16 protein-coding genes and 1 pseudogene are annotated in these 19229 nt (G+C 48.8%); 13 read left to right on the top strand and 4 right to left on the bottom strand.

The window, feature by feature from the left end; translation table 11 throughout:
- The 6 genes and pseudogenes from OQV04_RS25060 to OQV04_RS13015 form a co-directional block, all read left to right on the top strand.
- Nucleotides 1–61, top strand: a 61-nt coding sequence (locus OQV04_RS25060; protein WP_071528444.1) for an IS1 family transposase, incomplete at its 5' end; no start/stop codon positions are given.
- A gap of 15 nt (nt 62–76) precedes the next feature.
- Nucleotides 77–1093, top strand: a pseudogene (locus OQV04_RS13035) (DUF2773 domain-containing protein); the annotation flags it as partial.
- A gap of 169 nt (nt 1094–1262) precedes the next feature.
- Nucleotides 1263–1868, top strand: coding sequence for a CDP-alcohol phosphatidyltransferase family protein (locus OQV04_RS13030; protein ID WP_032280824.1), 606 nt, complete (start codon nt 1263–1265; stop codon nt 1866–1868).
- Nucleotides 1868–2764, top strand: coding sequence for a phosphatidate cytidylyltransferase (locus tag OQV04_RS13025; protein WP_000890953.1), 897 nt, complete (start codon nt 1868–1870; stop codon nt 2762–2764). The genes OQV04_RS13030 and OQV04_RS13025 overlap by 1 nt, the downstream gene beginning before the upstream one ends.
- 15 nt (nt 2765–2779) lie before the next feature.
- Nucleotides 2780–4537 carry a bifunctional alpha/beta hydrolase/class I SAM-dependent methyltransferase gene (locus OQV04_RS13020; protein WP_099145523.1) on the top strand — a complete coding sequence of 586 codons (1758 nt, stop codon included), beginning with the start codon at nt 2780–2782 and terminating at the stop codon, nt 4535–4537.
- Nucleotides 4538–4550: 13 nt separating this feature from the next.
- Nucleotides 4551–5843: a phosphatase PAP2/dual specificity phosphatase family protein gene (locus tag OQV04_RS13015; RefSeq protein ID WP_032280842.1), complete on the top strand. Its 1293-nt coding sequence runs from the start codon at nt 4551–4553 to the stop codon at nt 5841–5843.
- Between the two features lie 53 nt (nt 5844–5896).
- Here OQV04_RS13015 and azoR read toward each other — a convergent pair whose 3' ends face one another.
- Nucleotides 5897–6502, bottom strand: a complete 606-nt coding sequence (gene azoR, locus OQV04_RS13010; RefSeq protein ID WP_000048948.1) for an FMN-dependent NADH-azoreductase — start codon at nt 6500–6502, stop codon at nt 5897–5899.
- A 200-nt stretch (nt 6503–6702) separates the two neighbouring features.
- Here azoR and hrpA point away from each other — a divergent pair, with 200 nt between their 5' ends.
- The 3 genes from hrpA (at nt 6703) to aldA (ending at nt 13313) form a co-directional block, all read left to right on the top strand.
- Nucleotides 6703–10605: an ATP-dependent RNA helicase HrpA gene (gene hrpA / locus OQV04_RS13005; protein WP_247806637.1), complete on the top strand. Its 3903-nt coding sequence runs from the start codon at nt 6703–6705 to the stop codon at nt 10603–10605.
- Between the two features lie 271 nt (nt 10606–10876).
- Nucleotides 10877–11677: a DUF218 domain-containing protein YdcF gene (ydcF, locus tag OQV04_RS13000; protein ID WP_032280826.1), complete on the top strand. Its 801-nt coding sequence runs from the start codon at nt 10877–10879 to the stop codon at nt 11675–11677.
- Between the two features lie 196 nt (nt 11678–11873).
- The gene (aldA, locus tag OQV04_RS12995) at nt 11874–13313 is read left to right on the top strand and encodes an aldehyde dehydrogenase (protein ID WP_032280827.1); all 1440 of its coding nucleotides are present in this window, start codon (nt 11874–11876) and stop codon (nt 13311–13313) included.
- A gap of 42 nt (nt 13314–13355) precedes the next feature.
- On the opposite strand, the gene gap is transcribed toward aldA, so the two are convergent.
- A complete protein-coding gene (gap, locus tag OQV04_RS12990; RefSeq protein ID WP_000048684.1) occupies nt 13356–14357 on the bottom strand; it encodes a type I glyceraldehyde-3-phosphate dehydrogenase in 1002 nt (333 codons plus the stop codon).
- A gap of 188 nt (nt 14358–14545) precedes the next feature.
- On the opposite strand from gap, the gene cybB reads away from it, so the two are divergent.
- From cybB to yncP, 3 genes are all read left to right on the top strand, one after another.
- Entirely contained in the window at nt 14546–15076 is a 531-nt protein-coding gene (gene cybB / locus OQV04_RS12985) for a cytochrome b561 (RefSeq protein WP_032280828.1), read from the top strand.
- Between the two features lie 244 nt (nt 15077–15320).
- Nucleotides 15321–15494, top strand: coding sequence for a periplasmic protein (locus OQV04_RS12980; RefSeq protein ID WP_000731833.1), 174 nt, complete (start codon nt 15321–15323; stop codon nt 15492–15494).
- A gap of 25 nt (nt 15495–15519) precedes the next feature.
- Nucleotides 15520–15588, top strand: coding sequence for a hypothetical protein (gene yncP / locus OQV04_RS12975; RefSeq protein ID WP_212591405.1), 69 nt, complete (start codon nt 15520–15522; stop codon nt 15586–15588).
- On the opposite strand, the gene hokB is transcribed toward yncP, so the two are convergent.
- Nucleotides 15566–15715 carry a type I toxin-antitoxin system toxin HokB gene (gene hokB, locus OQV04_RS12970; protein ID WP_001309484.1) on the bottom strand — a complete coding sequence of 50 codons (150 nt, stop codon included), beginning with the start codon at nt 15713–15715 and terminating at the stop codon, nt 15566–15568. The two genes, yncP and hokB, sit on opposite strands and share 23 nt — an antisense overlap.
- Nucleotides 15716–15814: 99 nt before the next feature.
- Nucleotides 15815–17184, bottom strand: a protein-coding gene (locus OQV04_RS12965; protein WP_085947770.1) for an IS3-like element IS150 family transposase whose coding sequence is annotated in 2 segments (ribosomal slippage) — nt 15815–16704 and nt 16704–17184 — 1371 coding nt in all. Because the reading frame shifts where the segments join, the coding sequence is not laid out codon by codon here.
- Between the two features lie 375 nt (nt 17185–17559).
- Here OQV04_RS12965 and trg point away from each other — a divergent pair.
- A complete protein-coding gene (gene trg / locus OQV04_RS12960; protein WP_274446651.1) occupies nt 17560–19200 on the top strand; it encodes a methyl-accepting chemotaxis protein Trg in 1641 nt (546 codons plus the stop codon).
- The last annotated feature ends 29 nt before the right edge of the window (nt 19201–19229 follow it).

The following is a 19229-nucleotide window of genomic DNA, read 5'->3' as shown; positions in this document are numbered from 1 at the left end:
ATCGGTGGAGCTGCATGACAAAGTCATCGGGCATTATCTGAACATAAAACACTATCAATAAGTTGGAGTCATTACCGTCACAAGCTTAGCGTTAAAGCTGGCAGAGATGAAACACCATGGTCAATTGTTGCGGATGACGCCACAAGAGAGTGACAAAATAGCAGTATATTTATACCAAAAATTCGAGAATGACGATGATCTAATAGGTGCGTTATTTTTAGCGTTGCCAGATAACTTACAGTTTAATTTTGTTAAAAGGATGGAGAAAAAATCCCCTGCCTACTTTTGCTGTCGGGATATGCAGATAATTCACTCTGACGCTGCTTTACAACGGTTATTGACACGTTTCAACGATCCTGAGGGGTGGAGTAATCTGGCGAAAAATCAGTATCTGAGCACGTCGATGAAACAAAAAATTTGGCAACGTGCTTTATCGCATCGGAAAAATAATCCCAAAGCAGATTCAGATGCATATGAAACCAGCGCTGATATGATTTTGTCTGAGCTTATCAGCTACGGTGAAGTTGATGACCAGATGCTATTAAATGCCACCTCTCTGATACGTTCGGACGACTGGGACTTTTTAGAGAGAGCATTAATTAGTTGGGATAATTTACCCGCTGTTGTTCTCAAGGAATTACAGCAAAACACGCCACGCAATGATATTTGGGCGAAGTTTTTTCTGAGGCAGGAAAACAGTTCCCGTGCGCAGGTTAACGAAGCGTTACGTGTTTATTATGCACTAGACCCCGATGCGTTAGCACAACTGGATGTACTGGCAAAACAACCGGATCGTATATGGTGGAGTACACTGGCGAAAAGCAATCTCACATTTTTCAAGTTCGGCGCACTTAACAACCGCCACACACCGCCTGCGGTACTGGCGGCAGAAATTGATCCCGAGTGGTGGATTGTGGCGATGAATAATCCCCGTTTTCCAGTTGATGTATTAAAGGCGAGGCTGAAACGTGATCCTTTGCTGGCGTTAGAGCTTGTTAACCCTGAACTGGATTTAGTTCGCCAGCTGGCGCTTAACGGTAAGACGCGCGCAATACGGGAACAAGCGATGAGAAAACTTGATGAGTTGTATTGAATAACAGCGTAATAATTTTTAACCACTTGATTTATTGGGATAATCATTCCTGACAGTGAGTCCCCAATACCTTGATATATTCTGAATTTTTAATGAAGCGTCGTGTTGCGATATCTCCGTCAGGGGAATTGATGCACCATAGCGCAAACCGAATTATCAAGGATTGATAATGACGCTCTACCAGATAAAACCGCTCTTTCAGTCGCTGTTAAGGCCGACGATGTTTTGGCTTTATAAGCACCATGTTACAGCGAATCACATCACTCTTGCTGCACTGGCGCTTTCTCTTATTACCGGATTGCTGTTGATGTTGGTCGCACAACCCATCCTCTTTTTGCTATTGCCCATCGTGCTTTTTATCCGTATGGCACTCAATGCGCTGGATGGCATGTTGGCGCGTGAGTGCAATCTGCAAACACGTCTGGGGGCGATTTTGAATGAAACTGGCGATGTTATTTCCGATATTGCGCTCTATTTACCGTTTTTATTTTTACCAGAAAGTAACGCATCACTCGTAATACTCATGTTATTTTTCACCATATTGACTGAGTTTTGCGGTTTACTCGCGCAGACGATTAACAGTATTCGCAGTTATGCCGGTCCATTCGGCAAAAGCGATCGTGCGTTAATATTTGGGTTGTGGGGGCTGGCCGTTGCCATTTATCCACAGTGGATGCAATGGAATAATCTTTTATGGGGCATTGCTTCAATTCTGCTTATCTGGACTGCGATTAATCGTTGTCGGAGTGTGCTCCTGATGAGTGCTGAAAGATAATGCTGGAAAAATCTCTGGCAACACTTTTCGCGTTGTTAATTTTAGCAACGCTGATAAACCGTTTTCGGGTATGGCGGTTACCGGAGAGAAAAGAGGATGAAGTTACATTACGTATTCGTACCTGGTGGGGTATCGTCATTTGTTTTTCACTGGTGATTTCAGGTCCACGCTGGATGACGTTGACGTTTTTTGCGCTGATAAGTTTTCTGGCATTGAAAGAATATTGTACGCTTATATCCGTACATTTTCCGCGTTGGTTATATTGGGTTATTCCTCTTAACTATTTGCTTATCGGTTTTAATTGCTTTGAGCTGTTTCTGTTATTTATACCTTTGGCTGGGGTTCTGATATTAACCACCTGGCGAGTTTTAGTAGGTGATACCTCCGGTTTTCTGCATACCGTGAGCGCCATTTTTTGGGGCTGGATAATGACCGTTTTCGCCTTGAGTCATGCCGCCTGGTTATTAATGTTGCCAACCACAAATACCCAGGGCGGGGCGTTACTGGTGTTATTTCTTTTGGCGTTAACAGAGTCAAACGATATTGCACAGTATTTATGGGGGAAATCCTGCGGCAGAAGAAAAGTGGTCCCCAAAGTCAGCCCGGGAAAAACGCTGGAAGGTCTGGTGGGGGGCGTAATCACCACCATGATTGCGTCACTGATTATTGGGCCGTTGCTGACACCGCTAAATACATTACAGGCATTATTAGCGGGTTTGTTAATTGGTATTAGTGGTTTTTGCGGCGATGTAGTGATGTCAGCCATCAAACGAGATATTGGTGTTAAAGATAGCGGAAAACTATTACCAGGACATGGCGGACTCCTTGACAGGATTGACTCATTAATTTTCACCGCTCCGGTATTTTTTTATTTTATTCGCTACTGCTGTTACTGAAGGAAAATAGAGAAAATGGAAAATTCACGCATCCCTGGGGAACATTTTTTTACCACCAGTGATAATACAGCGTTGTTTTATCGGCACTGGCCCGCTTTACAGCCCGGGGCGAAAAAGGTCATCGTCTTATTTCATCGCGGTCATGAACATTCTGGTCGTCTACAACATCTCGTTGATGAACTGGCGATGCCAGATACTGCTTTTTATGCATGGGATGCCCGAGGGCATGGAAAAACTTCGGGGCCGCGTGGTTATAGCCCATCTCTTGCGCGTTCAGTGCGGGATGTCGATGAATTTGTCCGTTTTGCTGCCAGCGACAGCCAGGTCGGGCTGGAAGAGGTGGTAGTGATCGCGCAGAGCGTCGGCGCAGTGCTGGTTGCCACATGGGTTCATGATTATGCGCCTGCAATTCGCGGGCTGCTGCTGGCTTCTCCGGCCTTTAAGGTTAAATTGTATGTGCCGCTGGCACGTCCTGCGCTGGCGTTATGGCATCGTCTGCGTGGTCTGTTTTTTATTAATTCCTATGTGAAAGGACGCTATTTGACCCACGATCGGCAACGGGTGGCGAGTTTCAATAATGATCCGCTGATCACACGGGCGATTGCCGTCAATATCTTGCTCGATCTCTATAAAACGTCTGAACGTATTGTTAGCGATGCGGCGGCGATTACGCTCCCCACGCAACTTCTGATATCAGGCGATGACTATGTGGTGCATCGCCAACCGCAGATCGATTTTTATCTGCGTTTACGTAGCCCTCTCAAAGAGCTGCATCTGCTGCCAGGCTTTTATCACGACACGTTGGGTGAAGAGAACAGGGCGCTGGCATTTGAAAAAATGCAAAGCTTTATTAGTCGTTTATATGCTAACAAGTCACAAAAATTTGATTATCAGCATGAAGACCGCACTGGACCATCAGCGGATCGCTGGCGGCTCCTTTCAGGTGGACCCGTGCCATTATCGCCGGTTGATTTGGCGTATCGCTTTATGCGTAAAGCGATGAAATTGTTCGGGACGCACTCTGCGGGCCTGCATCTCGGAATGAGCACCGGCTTTGATTCAGGCAGTTCGCTGGATTATGTCTATCAAAATCAACCGCAAGGTAGTAACGCATTCGGGCGCTTAATCGACAAAATCTACCTGAACAGTGTTGGCTGGCGCGGTATTCGCCAGCGCAAAACCCATTTACAAATACTGATTAAACAAGCCGTTGCCGATCTCCACGCCAAAGGTTTAGCCGTCCGCGTGGTTGACATTGCCGCAGGGCATGGGCGCTATGTACTGGATGCGCTGGCAAACGAGCCTGCCGTAAGCGATATTTTGTTACGTGATTACAGCGAGTTAAATGTTGCACAGGGGCAAGAGATGATTGCTCAACGGGGAATGTCTGGGCGGGTGCGTTTTGAACAGGGCGATGCGTTTAACCCGGAGGAACTCAGCGCGTTAACTCCGCGGCCTACGCTGGCGATTGTCTCTGGCCTGTATGAGCTTTTTCCCGAAAATGAGCAGGTAAAAAACTCACTCGCAGGTCTTGCCAATGCCATCGAACCGGGCGGCATTCTCCTCTACACCGGGCAGCCGTGGCACCCACAACTGGAGCTGATTGCCGGGGTGTTAACCAGTCATAAAGATGGTAAACCGTGGGTAATGCGCGTGCGTTCTCAAGGGGAGATGGATTCACTCGTGCGTGATGCCGGATTTGATAAATGCACACAACGGATTGATGAGTGGGGTATTTTTACGGTTTCGATGGCGGTGCGTCGTGATAACTGAACGTCGGAACGTATTGCTACAAGGCGCTGGCTGGTTATTGTTGCTGGCCCCGTTTTTCTTCTTCACCTATGGATCTCTTAATCAGTTCACCGCGGTTCAGGACCTTAACAGCCATGATATCCCCAGTCAGGTATTCGGTTGGGAAACGGCGATCCCTTTTCTTCCCTGGACTATTGTTCCTTACTGGAGTCTGGATCTTATATATGGATTTTCGCTGTTCGTTTGTAGCTCGACATTCGAACTGCGCCGACTTGTCCACCGGCTTATTCTGGCAACGGTAATGGCCTGCTGCGGTTTTTTTCTCTACCCGCTGAAGTTTAGTTTTATCCGTCCTGAAGTGAGTGGGGTGACAGGATGGCTATTTTCGCAACTTGAACTGTTTGATCTGCCCTATAACCAGTCTCCTTCGCTGCATATTATTCTCTGCTGGCTACTTTGGCGTCACTTTCGTCAGCATCTGGCTGTGAGGTGGCGTAAAGTCTGCGGCGGATGGTTTTTACTCATCGCCATTTCGACGCTGACAACCTGGCAGCATCATTTTATTGATGTCATCACAGGGCTGGCGGTAGGTATGTTGATTGACTGGATGGTACCCGTCGACCGTCGTTGGAATTATCAGAAACCTGATCAACGTCGAATCAAAATAGCACTGCCATATGTCGTAGGCGCGTGCGCGTGCATTGTGTTGATGGAGCTAATGATGATGGTTCAGTTATGGTGGTCAGTCTGGTTATGTTGGCCAGTATTATCGCTACTCATTATTGGCCGTGGGTACGGTGGGCTTGGCGCGATAACAACAGGGAAAGATAGTCAGGGGAAACTCCCGCCCGCCGTTTACTGGCTGACATTGCCCTGGCGTATCGGGATGTGGCTATCTATGCGTTGGTTTTGTCGTCGCCTGGAGCCGGTGAGCAAAATGACTGCTGGTGTTTATTTAGGGGCGTTTCCACGACATATTCCGGCACAGAATGCGGTTCTGGACGTCACCTTTGAATTCCCTCGCGGACGAGCGACAAAAGATCGACTCTATTTCTGTGTACCGATGTTGGATCTGGTGGTTCCGGAAGAGGGGGAGCTCCGACAGGCCGTGGCGATGCTGGAAACATTACGCGAAGAGCAAGGCAGCGTTCTGGTCCATTGCGCATTGGGATTATCGCGCAGTGCGCTGGTAGTGGCGGCATGGCTGTTATGTTACGGACACTGTAAAACAGTTGATGAAGCGATTAGCTTTATTCGAGTCAGACGCTCGCAGATTGTGCTTAAGGAAGAGCACAAAGCGATGCTGAAATTATCGGAAAACAGGTAAGTGGATTGAGATGTGGACTGAATATCTACAGTCCACATCAAGACTGTGTCCGGTTATGCAGCAACAATACTGTCGATGGCTGCTTTCGCGTCAGACTGCGCTTTCGCTGCCATTTCCGGACCGTATGCGATCCCTTCGGCGAAGACAAATTTCACATCAGTAATGCCGATAAAGCCCAGGAACGTGGACAGATACGGCGTCACCAGGTCCGTTGGTCCATCTTTGTGGATCCCACCGCGGCTGGTAATAACGATGGCTTTTTTACCCGTTACCAGACCTTCCGGACCATTCTCGGTATAGCGGAAAGTAACGCCTGCGCGTGCAACCAGGTCAAAATAGTTTTTCAACTGAGTCGATATGTTGAAGTTATACATCGGTGCCGCAATAACGATAACGTCGTGGGCTTTCAGCTCGGCAATCAGCTCATCGGAAAGTGCCAGAGCTTCCTGCTGACGCGGAGTCAGCGGCGCATCGCTCGGACGCAGAGCGCCAACCAGTTCGCCATCCAGTACCGGAATTGGATTTGCAGCCAGGTCGCGAACGGTGATTTCATCAGCGGAGTGCTTTTCGCGCCATTGTTCAACAAAATAATCGGACAACTGATTAGACTGAGAGTACCCTGCCAGGATGCTGGATTTAAGAACTAATACCTTGCTCATGGTGTTTCCTTATAGATGTTTGAATGGGCGATGCCCCGTTGCTTGCTGACACTTTATTCACAATCCTGCCACAGAGATAGCGCAATAAATCGAAGCCTATGTTCGAATTTATTGAACAACGCATAGAAAGCCGCGATATGGTACTCTATATCTATCATTTAAAAGAAAATTAATCAGGCAGCCTACTGCCCTCTAACGTTATGACAGAACAACAAAAATTGACCTTTACAGCCTTGCAGCAGCGGCTGGATTCGCTGATGCTGCGTGACAGACTGCGTTTTTCTCGCCGTCTGCACGGCGTGAAGAAGGTTAAAAATCCTGATGCACAACAGGCCATTTTCCAGGAGATGGCGAAAGAGATTGACCAGGCGGCAGGGAAAGTCCTGCTGCGTGAAGCGGCACGACCGGAAATTACTTATCCTGACAATTTGCCGGTTAGTCAGAAAAAACAGGACATTCTCGAAGCGATTCGTGATCACCAGGTGGTAATCGTCGCCGGGGAAACGGGTTCTGGTAAAACGACTCAGTTACCGAAAATCTGTATGGAGCTGGGGCGCGGGATTAAAGGGCTGATCGGCCATACCCAGCCGCGTCGCCTGGCGGCAAGAACGGTGGCGAACCGTATTGCGGAAGAGCTGAAAACGGAGCCGGGCGGTTGCATCGGTTACAAAGTGCGTTTCAGCGATCACGTAAGTGATAACACGATGGTCAAGCTGATGACCGACGGTATCCTGCTGGCGGAGATCCAGCAAGACCGCCTGCTGATGCAGTACGACACCATCATTATCGATGAAGCGCACGAACGTAGCCTGAATATCGATTTTCTGCTCGGTTATTTGAAAGAGTTGCTGCCGCGGCGTCCTGACCTAAAAATCATTATCACTTCCGCGACTATCGACCCGGAACGCTTTTCGCGCCACTTTAATAATGCGCCGATTATCGAAGTCTCCGGTCGGACCTATCCGGTGGAAGTGCGCTATCGCCCGATTGTTGAAGAAGCCGATGACACCGAGCGCGATCAGTTGCAGGCGATTTTTGACGCCGTAGACGAACTAAGCCAGGAAAGCCCCGGCGACATTCTGATCTTTATGAGCGGCGAGCGGGAAATTCGTGATACCGCCGATGCGCTGAACAAGCTGAACTTACGCCATACCGAAATCTTGCCGCTTTATGCGCGGCTTTCGAATAGCGAACAGAACCGCGTGTTCCAGTCGCACAGCGGGCGACGCATTGTGCTGGCGACCAACGTCGCGGAAACCTCGCTGACCGTACCGGGGATTAAATACGTTATCGACCCCGGTACGGCGCGTATCAGCCGCTACAGCTATCGCACCAAAGTGCAGCGTTTGCCGATTGAGCCGATTTCCCAGGCGTCTGCCAATCAGCGTAAAGGCCGCTGTGGTCGTGTGTCCGAAGGGATCTGTATTCGTCTCTATTCCGAAGACGATTTCCTCTCGCGCCCGGAGTTTACCGATCCGGAGATTCTGCGTACCAACCTGGCCTCGGTTATTTTGCAGATGACCGCGCTGGGGCTGGGCGATATCGCTGCGTTCCCGTTTGTCGAAGCACCGGATAAACGCAATATCCAGGATGGCGTGCGTCTGCTCGAAGAACTGGGCGCGATCACCACGGATGAACAGGCCAGCGCCTATAAACTGACGCCGCTCGGTCGCCAGCTCTCGCAGTTGCCTGTCGACCCACGTCTGGCGCGTATGGTGCTGGAAGCGCAAAAACATGGCTGCGTGCGTGAGGCGATGATTATCACGTCTGCGCTCTCCATTCAGGATCCGCGCGAACGTCCGATGGACAAACAGCAGGCATCGGACGAAAAACATCGTCGCTTCCACGACAAAGAGTCTGACTTCCTCGCGTTTGTGAATCTGTGGAATTATCTTGGCGAGCAGCAAAAGGCGCTTTCTTCCAACGCCTTCCGTCGCCTGTGTCGTACCGATTATCTCAACTATCTGCGCGTGCGCGAATGGCAGGATATCTACACCCAGTTGCGCCAGGTGGTGAAAGAACTCGGCATTCCGGTGAACAGCGAACCGGCGGAATATCGCGAAATTCACATTGCGTTGCTGACGGGTTTGCTTTCCCATATCGGCATGAAAGATGCCGATAAACAAGAATATACCGGCGCACGTAACGCGCGTTTCTCTATCTTCCCCGGTTCTGGTTTATTCAAAAAACCGCCGAAATGGGTAATGGTGGCGGAACTGGTAGAAACCAGCCGCCTGTGGGGGCGCATTGCTGCGCGTATCGACCCGGAATGGGTGGAGCCTGTCGCTCAGCATTTGATTAAACGTACCTACAGCGAACCGCACTGGGAACGGGCGCAGGGCGCGGTGATGGCAACGGAAAAAGTCACTGTTTATGGTTTGCCGATTGTTGCCGCGCGCAAGGTCAACTACAGCCAGATCGATCCGGCGTTATGCCGTGAACTCTTTATTCGCCATGCGCTGGTGGAAGGTGACTGGCAGACGCGTCACGCATTCTTCCGTGAAAACCTGAAACTACGGGCGGAAGTAGAAGAGCTGGAACACAAATCACGTCGCCGCGATATTCTGGTTGATGACGAAACGCTGTTTGAGTTCTACGACCAGCGCATCAGCCACGATGTAATCTCCGCTCGTCACTTCGACAGCTGGTGGAAAAAAGTCAGCCGCGAAACGCCTGATTTGCTCAACTTTGAAAAGAGCATGTTGATCAAAGAAGGGGCGGAAAAAATCAGCAAGCTGGATTACCCGAACTTCTGGCATCAGGGCAATCTCAAGCTGCGTTTGAGCTATCAGTTTGAGCCCGGCGCGGATGCTGACGGTGTGACCGTACATATTCCGCTGCCGTTACTTAACCAGGTTGAGGAAAGCGGGTTTGAATGGCAGATCCCCGGTCTGCGCCGCGAACTGGTGATTGCTCTGATTAAATCGTTGCCGAAACCGGTACGCCGTAATTTTGTACCCGCGCCAAACTACGCCGAAGCGTTTTTAGGCCGCGTCACACCGCTGGAGTTACCGTTGCTTGACAGCCTTGAGCGCGAGTTACGGCGGATGACCGGCGTTACCGTTGACCGCGAAGACTGGCACTGGGATCAGGTGCCCGATCACCTGAAAATCACCTTCCGCGTGGTGGATGACAAAAACAAGAAGCTAAAAGAAGGGCGCTCGCTACAAGATCTGAAAGATGCGCTGAAAGGCAAAGTGCAGGAAACGCTGTCTGCGGTGGCGGATGACGGTATCGAGCAGAGCGGCTTACATATCTGGAGTTTTGGTCAGTTGCCGGAAAGCTACGAACAGAAGCGTGGTAACTACAAAGTGAAGGCGTGGCCGGCGCTGGTGGATGAGCGCGACAGTGTGGCGATCAAACTGTTTGATAACCCGCTGGAGCAAAAACAGGCAATGTGGAACGGTCTTCGCCGTCTACTGCTGCTGAATATTCCCTCGCCGATCAAGTATTTACATGAGAAGTTACCAAACAAAGCCAAGCTTGGACTGTACTTTAACCCGTATGGCAAAGTGCTGGAGCTGATCGACGACTGTATCTCCTGCGGTGTGGATAAATTGATCGACGCCAATGGTGGCCCGGTCTGGACGGAAGAAGGCTTTGCTGCGCTGCATGAAAAAGTGCGTGCCGAACTGAACGACACGGTGGTGGATATTGCGAAGCAGGTCGAGCAAATCCTTACGGCAGTGTTCAATATCAACAAGCGTCTGAAAGGGCGGGTGGATATGACCATGGCGCTGGGGCTTTCTGACATTAAAGCGCAGATGGGCGGGTTGGTATATCGCGGTTTTGTCACTGGTAACGGCTTCAAACGGCTGGGCGACACGCTGCGTTATTTGCAGGCGATTGAAAAACGGCTGGAAAAACTGGCGGTTGATCCACATCGCGATCGTGCACAGATGCTGAAAGTCGAAAACGTCCAGCAGGCGTGGCAGCAATGGATCAACAAACTGTCGCCTGCACGTCGTGAGGATGAAGACGTGAAAGAGATCCGTTGGATGATAGAAGAGCTGCGCGTTAGTTACTTCGCTCAACAACTTGGTACGCCTTATCCGATTTCAGATAAGCGTATTTTGCAGGCGATGGAGCAGATTAGCGGTTAACCCTGCTATTTGCCTGATAAATCTAAAACCCGGTAAGCATTTAGCGCCGGGTTTTTTATTAATTCTAAAACGGTAAGGGCAAAAATTCAGGAATTCAGAAAAATACAATTCTCTGCTGCAAGATGAATAATGTTTATCTACAGCATTTCCTTAAAAGATATGTCAGGCTTGCGGAGTGGCGGTTAAGGAAATACGACTTCCTCCTTTCAGAGTGCTCCGCTTCTCACTATTATCTCACGCAGTATTCTTAAGGGAACGATAAGGAGGAACCATGAACATTACCCCGTTTCCGACGCTTTCGACGGCAACTATAGATGCCATAAATGTTATCGGACAGTGGCTGGCGCAGGATGATTTCTCCGGTGAGGTGCCGTATCAGGCTGATTGCGTCATACTTGCAGGAAATGCGGTTATGCCGACTATCGATGCGGCATGTAATATTGCTCGCGATCAGCAAATTCCTTTACTGATTAGTGGTGGTATCGGTCACTCGACAACTTTTTTGTATAGCGCCATCGCACAGCATCCGCACTACAACACTATCCGCACCACTGGCAGAGCAGAAGCGACCATCCTGGCGGATATCGCTCATCAGTTCTGGCATATTCCGCATGAAAAAATCTGGATTGAAGACCAGTCAACAAACTGCGGTGAAAACGCACGCTTTAGCATCGCGCTATTGAATCAGGCCGTAGAACGAGTTCATACGGCTATCGTTGTACAGGACCCCACCATGCAGCGGCGCACGATGGCAACGTTCCGCCGTATGACCGGGGACAATCCCGATGCACCCCGCTGGTTGAGTTATCCCGGATTCGTTCCTCAGTTAGGAAATAACGCAGACAGTGTAATCTTTATTAATCAGTTACAAGGATTATGGCCGGTTGAGCGTTATCTCTCACTACTCACTGGCGAGCTGCCGCGTTTACGCGATGATAGCGATGGCTACGGTCCCCGCGGGCGAGATTTTATCGTTCACGTTGATTTTCCGGCAGAAGTCATTCAGGCATGGCAAACGCTGAAACACGATGCGGTGCTCATCGAGGCGATGGAAAGTCGCTCGTTACGTTAAAAATTGCCCGTTTGTGAACCACTTGTTTGCAAACGGGCATGACTCCTGACTTTTATTTCTGCCTTTTATTCCTTTTACACTTGTTTTTATGAAGCCCTTCACAGAATTGTCTTTTCACGATGCCGTCTCTATGATGATTGATGTTAATTAACAATGTATTTACCAAAAACAAACATATAAATCACAGGAGTCGCCCATGTCAGTACCCGTTCAACATCCTATGTATATTGATGGACAGTTTGTTACCTGGCGTGGAGACGCATGGATTGATGTGGTAAACCCTGCTACAGAGGCTGTCATTTCCCGCATTCCCGATGGTCAGGCCGAGGATGCCCGTAAGGCAATCGATGCAGCAGAACGTGCACAACCTGAATGGGAAGCGTTGCCTGCCATTGAACGCGCCAGTTGGTTGCGCAAAATCTCCGCCGGGATCCGCGAATGCGCCAGTGAAATCAGTGCGCTGATTGTTGAAGAAGGGGGCAAGATCCAGCAGCTGGCTGAAGTCGAAGTGGCTTTTACTGCGGACTATATCGATTACATGGCTGAGTGGGCACGGCGTTATGAAGGCGAGATTATTCAAAGCGATCGTCCAGGAGAAAATATTCTACTATTTAAACGTGCACTTGGCGTGACTACCGGCATTCTGCCGTGGAACTTCCCGTTCTTCCTCATTGCCCGCAAAATGGCTCCCGCTCTTTTGACCGGTAATACCATCGTCATTAAACCCAGTGAATTTACGCCAAACAATGCGATTGCATTCGCCAAAATCGTCGATGAAATAGGCCTTCCGCGCGGCGTGTTTAACCTTGTTCTGGGGCGTGGTGAAACCGTTGGGCAAGAACTGGCGGGTAACCCAAAGGTCGCAATGGTCAGTATGACAGGCAGCGTCTCTGCAGGTGAGAAGATCATGGCGACTGCGGCGAAAAACATCACCAAAGTGTGCCTGGAACTGGGGGGTAAAGCACCAGCTATCGTAATGGACGATGCCGATCTTGAACTGGCAGTCAAAGCCATCGTTGATTCACGCGTCATTAATAGTGGGCAAGTGTGTAACTGTGCAGAACGTGTTTATGTACAGAAAGGCATTTATGATCAGTTCGTCAATCGGCTGGGTGAAGCGATGCAGGCGGTTCAATTTGGTAACCCCGCTGAACGCAACGACATTGCGATGGGGCCGTTGATTAACGCCGCGGCGCTGGAAAGGGTCGAGCAAAAAGTGGCGCGCGCAGTAGAAGAAGGGGCGAGAGTGGCGTTGGGTGGCAAAGCGGTAGAGGGGAAAGGATATTATTATCCGCCGACATTGCTGCTGGATGTTCGCCAGGAAATGTCGATTATGCATGAGGAAACCTTTGGCCCGATGCTGCCGGTGGTCGCATTTGACACGCTGGAAGATGCTATCTCAATGGCTAATGACAGTGATTACGGCCTGACCTCATCAATCTATACCCAAAATCTGAACGTCGCGATGAAAGCCATTAAAGGGCTGAAGTTTGGTGAAACTTACATCAACCGTGAAAACTTCGAAGCTATGCAAGGCTTCCACGCCGGATGGCGTAAATCCGGTATTGGCGGCGCAGATGGTAAACATGGCCTGCATGAATATCTGCAGACCCAGGTGGTTTATTTACAGTCTTAATGAGTGAAAGAGGCGGAGGTTTTTTCCCTCCGCCTGTGCGCGTCAGAGTTTAGCGAATTTTTCGAGGGTGCGAATAAGCTGCGTGACGAAGCCATATTCGTTATCGTACCAGGCGACCGTTTTCACCAGTTGTAAATCGCCCACGGCGGTAATTTCCGTTTGCGTGGCATCAAACACTGAACCGAAATGGCTGCCAATGATATCGGAAGAGACTATTTCTTCATCGGTATAACCAAATGACTCGTTATTGGTGGTTGCTTGTTTAAGTGCGTTATTCACCTCTTCGGCAGTCACTTTTTTTCCGAGAATGGACACCAGCTCAGTGACCGAACCTGTTTTCACCGGTACGCGTTGCGCATGACCTTTCAGTTTGCCGCTCAGTTCCGGTATCACCAGACCAATGGCTTTTGCCGCCCCCGTAGTGTGGGGAATGATATTTTCTGCCGCGGCGCGTGAAGCACGTAAATCTTTACCACGCGGGCCATCCACCAGTGACTGGGTGCCAGTATAGGCATGAATGGTCGTCATCGTGCCGACTTCTATCCCGAAACTGTCATGCAAGGCTTTGGCCATCGGCGCAAGACAGTTAGTAGTGCATGATGCCACGGAAACAATGGTGTCGTTGCCATCCAGAGTGTCGTCATTGACGTTATAAACGATAGTTTTCATTTCACCGGCAGGGGCGGAAATCAACACCTTCTTCGCGCCAGCATCAAGATGCGCCTGCGATTTCTCGGCGGAGGTATAAAAGCCAGTACATTCGACAATGATTTCTGCACCTTTCGCTTTCCACGGAATATTTTTAGCCTCTTTTTCGGCGTAAACCGCGATACTTTTCCCATTAACGATAAGTGAATCTTCCGTAAAATCAACGCTCCAGGGGAACGGTCCGTAGTTTGAATCATGTTTCAGCAGGTAGGCGAGAATTTTTGGAGAAGTGAGATCATTAATAGCGACAACGTCTATGTTGCTTTTGACTTCAAGTAATCGACGCAACACCAGTCGACCGATACGACCAAAACCGTTAATACCAACTTTACTCATGGTTTTCTCCTGTCAGGAACGTTCGGATGAAAATTGATCCTTTCCAGGCTTAGACCAGGATGGCGGGATGGGCAATCTCCATTCTTACAGTGAAACGTAACGTACTGAAAACGGGTGAACAATATTTAATGAAATTTTGAGAAAAGCCCGTTATGTTAACGGAAAATTATGTTAAAGCAGGAAATGTTATGAAAAATAAATACTCAAGGTTACAAATCAGCATTCACTGGCTGGTCTTTTTGCTGGTTATCGCAGCGTATTGCGCAATGGAGTTTCGGGGTTTCTTCCCACGTAGCGATCGGCCGCTCATCAACATGATTCATGTTTCCTGTGGCATCTCAATTCTCGTGCTGATGGTGGTTCGTCTTTTGTTAAGACTGAAATACCCAACCCCGCCGATTATACCTAAGCCGAAACCGATGATGACGGGACTGGCGCATTTGGGACATTTGGTGATTTATCTCCTGTTTTTTGCGCTGCCAGTGATTGGTTTGGTGATGATGTATAACCGGGGCAACCCGTGGTTTGCGTTTGGTTTGACGATGCCTTACGCTTCAGAGGCCAATTTCGAACGGGTAGATAGCTTAAAGTCGTGGCATGAAACGCTGGCGAATCTGGGATATTTTGTCATCGGTTTGCACGCTGCGGCTGCACTGGCACACCACTATTTCTGGAAGGACAACACACTTCTACGCATGATGCCGCGTAAACGTTCCTGAAGGATATTTAAAGAAAACGCCTGTACTAAAACCGACCCGTGGTACAGGCGAAGAATACGGGTCTACATCGGAAGCGCCTATTATATTTATTTGTATGACAAATAAAACCATAATCCTTGCCCATACGTCCATCTGGCTTATTTTTAATCAATTCACCCGATCTTTGATCTCATCAACGGTATCAAAATAAACCAGCGTATAACGTTCAAATCGAACATAAGATTCGATAAACCATGGAGGTTATATGAAAAAACTGGCACTTATTTTGTTTATGGGAACGCTTGTTTCCTTTTATGCCGATGCTGGGCGCAAACCCTGTTCTGGTTCGAAAGGGGGGATCTCACACTGTACGGCAGGCGGCAAATTTGTCTGTAATGATGGTTCTATTAGTGCCTCGAAAAAAACATGCACTAACTGAAGTGTAAAAGGGGTGCCATGAGAAAATGAATCTGCTAGTCAGATGCGCGGGGAAAATCCCCGCGCTTGCCCTTACCTGGACGTGCAGGCCATGAGCGCAGCAACCTCCTTATCACCGTCCCGGAACCGCAGTTCGTAGAGCGTTTGTCGGGTCAGGAGTGTGAATGTCAGAATCGTAATGCAGATAATGAGCAGACACACCACCAGAGGGTTGCGCTTCATAGCCTTTCTCCTTGCCGGATGGCGGGTAAGAGGCTAACATCTGAATTGCTTGGTTCATTCGTTGGCCTCGGTTTGTACTGACCCCAAAAAGTTGGACAGTTAAACACGAGGCATATAGGTCTGATTCCGATATTCAATTGGAGTCAGACCTTTTAATTTCAGGCTAATTCTTCTGCTGTTGTAGTATTCAATATATTCCGTAACAGCATCCTTCAGTTCGCTTATATTACTGAACTCATCAAGATAAAAACACTCCGACTTTAAGGTTCCAAAGAAACACTCCACCACAGCATTATCCAGACAATTGCCTTTTCTGGACATGCTTTGTTTAATACCATGTTCTTTAAGGATATTTTGATATCTTCTCATACGATACTGCCATCCCTGGTCAGAGTGCAGAACAGGATGCTCGTGAGGATTAAGCTTTTTGAATGCCTGATCGAGCATATTCTCAACCATGTTCATCACTGGTCTTTCCGAAAGGCTGTAAGAAATAACTTCGTTGTTGAAGAGATCTATTACTGGAGACAAATACAGCTTGCGCCCATTGACTGCAAATTCAGTAACATCGGTAACCCACTTCTCGTTTGGCCGCGTAGCCTTGAAATCTCTTTGGAGAACATTAGGGGCGGTTTGCCCTACCTCTCCTCTGTAAGAGCGGTATCGCTTGACCTTAATCGCTGCTTTAAGTGAGAGGGTTCCCATCAGGCGCTGAACAGCTTTATGGTTAATCTGTTTCCCTTCTCGATGAAGAGACAGCGTTACCCTACGGTATCCGTATCGGCCTCTATTCTCGTGATAAATCTCACTAATACGCTTTTTAACGTCCGCATACTTGTCAGGCTTGCTGAGAGCCTTTAGATGATAATAAAACGTACTGCGCGGTATCTCCGCAGCCCTGAGAAGCTCATCAAGAGGATAAAACTGCCTTAGCTCGTTGAGTACTTTCACTTTTTCGTGGGATGAGCTAAGGCTTTCAGCTTTTTTAGATACATAAGCCGCGTTTCAAGAAATCGAACTTGCCTTTCAAGATCCTCAATGCGTCGGTCTTTTGACAGCTCCAATGCTGATGCCGCTTTTTCTGGATCAACTGATATTGCAATGTTTCTTTTGGTGCCAATCTTGAGCGCGCGTAAACCAGCTTCTCCGCGCTCTTCATAGACCTTCAGCCACCTGGCTACAGAACCACTACCAGCAAGCATAAAGTGAGCAGCAGCCTGATTAAGGGACATGTGCTGCTCGATCACAGCTTTCACGACCTTAATACGCAACTCTGGATCAGCACTAACGCCTTTAGGTTTGGGAATTAAACCTTTTTCTCCATGTTTTTCATAGAGGGCAACCCATGTCCTGACCTGGGTTCGGGGGACACCAAAACGTGCCGAGATGATCCTGTAACCATCATCAGTTGTGAAGTAGTGATTCACGACTTCAAGGCGCTTTTCAAAAGGGTATTTTGGCTTTGACATATTAGGGGCTATTCCATTTCATCGTCCAACAAAATGGGTGCAGTACAGTTGATAGAAATATCGGTCGGGGCCTTCGTCTTTCTGATTCCCGGTTAGCCTGAAAACAGAAAGTCTCAGGCACCCGTGAGCATCCTATGTGGTTTCCTTAGGGACGAAAATAATCACCTGACGAAATTGCGTGCTGTTTTCCAGAATTTTTCGTCATTCGGGTTAGCCAGTTTAACCATTCGTTACTCTCTTCATTCCAATGGCATTAATCTTCTCTGCAATAATTGTTGTAAAAATGTGACGCAAAGAGGCTTTTAGTCGTAAGTAATTACCGTCAAATGCCGATGACTTTCTATCAGGAGTAAACCTGGACGAGAGACAACGGTAATGAATACAACTCCCTCACAGCGATTAGGTTTTTTGCATCACATCAGGTTGGTTCCGTTATTTGCCTGCATTCTAGGCGGTATCTTAGTTCTATTCGCATTAAGTTCAGCCCTGGCTGGCTATTTCCTCTGGCAGGCCGATCGCGATCAGCGTGATGTTACTGCGGAGATTGAGATTCGGACCGGGTTAGCGAACAGTTCAGATTTTTTGCGTTCAGCCCGGATCAATATGATTCAGGCCGGGGCTGCGAGTCGTATTGCGGAAATGGAAGCAATGAAGCGAAATATTGCGCAAGCCGAATCGGAGATTAAACAGTCGCAGCAAGGTTATCGTGCTTATCAGAATCGGCCGGTGAAAACACCTGCTGATGAAGCCCTCGACACTGAATTAAATCAACGCTTTCAGGCTTATATCACGGGTATGCAACCTATGTTGAAATATGCCAAAAATGGTATGTTTGAAGCAATTATCAATCATGAAAGTGAGCAGATCCGAACGCTGGATAATGCTTATACCGATATTTTGAACAAAGCCGTTAAGATACGTAGCATCAGAGCCAACCAACTGGCGGAACTGGCCCATCAGCGCACCCGCGTGGGTGGGATGTTCATGATTGGCGCGTTTGTGCTTGCCCTGGTCATGACGCTGATAACATTTATGGTGCTACGACAGATCGTCATTCGTCCACTGCAACATGCCGCACAACGGATTGAAAAAATCGCCAGTGGCGATCTGACGATGAATGATGAACCGGCGGGTCGTAATGAAATCGGTCGCTTAAGTCGTCATTTACAGCAAATGCAGCATTCACTGGGGATGACAGTAGGGACTGTTCGACAGGGCGCGGAAGAGATTTATCGTGGCACCAGCGAAATTTCCGCTGGCAATGCGGACCTTTCATCTCGCACCGAAGAACAAGCGGCGGCAATTGAACAAACTGCCGCCAGCATGGAGCAACTCACTGCGACGGTGAAACAGAATGCGGATGACGCGCATTATGCCAGTAAACTGGCGCAAGAGGCTTCTATTAAAGCCAGCGATGGTGGGCAGACGGTTTCCGGTGTAGTAAAAACGATGGGCGCTATCTCCACGAGTTCGAAGAAAATTTCTGAGATCACCGCCGTCATCAACAGTATTGCTTTCCAGACGAATATTCTGGCACTGAATGCTGCCGTTGAAGCTGCGCGAGCGGGTGAGCAAGGGCGTGGATTTGCCGTTGTCGCCAGCGAAGTACGGACACTCGCAAGCCGCAGCGCTCAGGCGGCGAAAGAGATTGAAGGCTTGATCAGTGAATCAGTCAGGTTAATTGACCTGGGGTCGGATGAGGTGGCAACGGCAGGGAAAACCATGAGCACTATTGTTGATGCCGTCGCGAGTGTCACACATATCATGCAGGAAATCGCCGCTGCCTCGGATGAACAAAGTAGAGGCATAACTCAGGTTAGCCAGGCGATTTCTGAAATGGATAAGGTGACGCAACAGAATGCTTCTCTGGTAGAAGAGGCCTCAGCAGCGGCGGTGTCCCTTGAAGAACAGGCGGCACGATTAACTGAGGCGGTGGACGTATTCCGTCTGAACAAACATTCTGTGTCGGCAGAACCTCGCGGAGCGGGTGAACAAGTTAGTTTCGCTACGGTGTGAAAATGTTCAAGGAGGGATCGACAGATCCC

Source organism: Escherichia sp. Lx600-2, assembly GCF_036662595.1.
Classification (GTDB): Bacteria; Pseudomonadota; Gammaproteobacteria; order Enterobacterales; family Enterobacteriaceae; genus Escherichia; species Escherichia coli.
Note: the sequence above shows the minus strand (reverse complement) of the source record. Positions and strands in the feature narration are given on the sequence as shown.

Bases quoted from the DNA above. Each gene is read 5' to 3' on its own strand.
- trg (WP_274446651.1), top strand. From the start codon at position 17,560: ATGAATACAACTCCCTCACAGCGATTAGGTTTTTTGCATCACATCAGG.
- azoR (WP_000048948.1), bottom strand. From the start codon at position 6,502: ATGAGCAAGGTATTAGTTCTTAAATCCAGCATCCTGGCAGGGTACTCT.
- OQV04_RS13025 (WP_000890953.1), top strand. From the start codon at position 1,868: ATGCTGGAAAAATCTCTGGCAACACTTTTCGCGTTGTTAATTTTAGCA.
- gap (WP_000048684.1), bottom strand. From the start codon at position 14,357: ATGAGTAAAGTTGGTATTAACGGTTTTGGTCGTATCGGTCGACTGGTG.
- OQV04_RS13030 (WP_032280824.1), top strand. From the start codon at position 1,263: ATGACGCTCTACCAGATAAAACCGCTCTTTCAGTCGCTGTTAAGGCCG.
- OQV04_RS13020 (WP_099145523.1), top strand. From the start codon at position 2,780: ATGGAAAATTCACGCATCCCTGGGGAACATTTTTTTACCACCAGTGAT.
- cybB (WP_032280828.1), top strand. From the start codon at position 14,546: ATGAAAAATAAATACTCAAGGTTACAAATCAGCATTCACTGGCTGGTC.
- ydcF (WP_032280826.1), top strand. From the start codon at position 10,877: ATGAACATTACCCCGTTTCCGACGCTTTCGACGGCAACTATAGATGCC.
- OQV04_RS12980 (WP_000731833.1), top strand. From the start codon at position 15,321: ATGAAAAAACTGGCACTTATTTTGTTTATGGGAACGCTTGTTTCCTTT.
- hokB (WP_001309484.1), bottom strand. From the start codon at position 15,715: ATGAAGCGCAACCCTCTGGTGGTGTGTCTGCTCATTATCTGCATTACG.
- aldA (WP_032280827.1), top strand. From the start codon at position 11,874: ATGTCAGTACCCGTTCAACATCCTATGTATATTGATGGACAGTTTGTT.
- hrpA (WP_247806637.1), top strand. From the start codon at position 6,703: ATGACAGAACAACAAAAATTGACCTTTACAGCCTTGCAGCAGCGGCTG.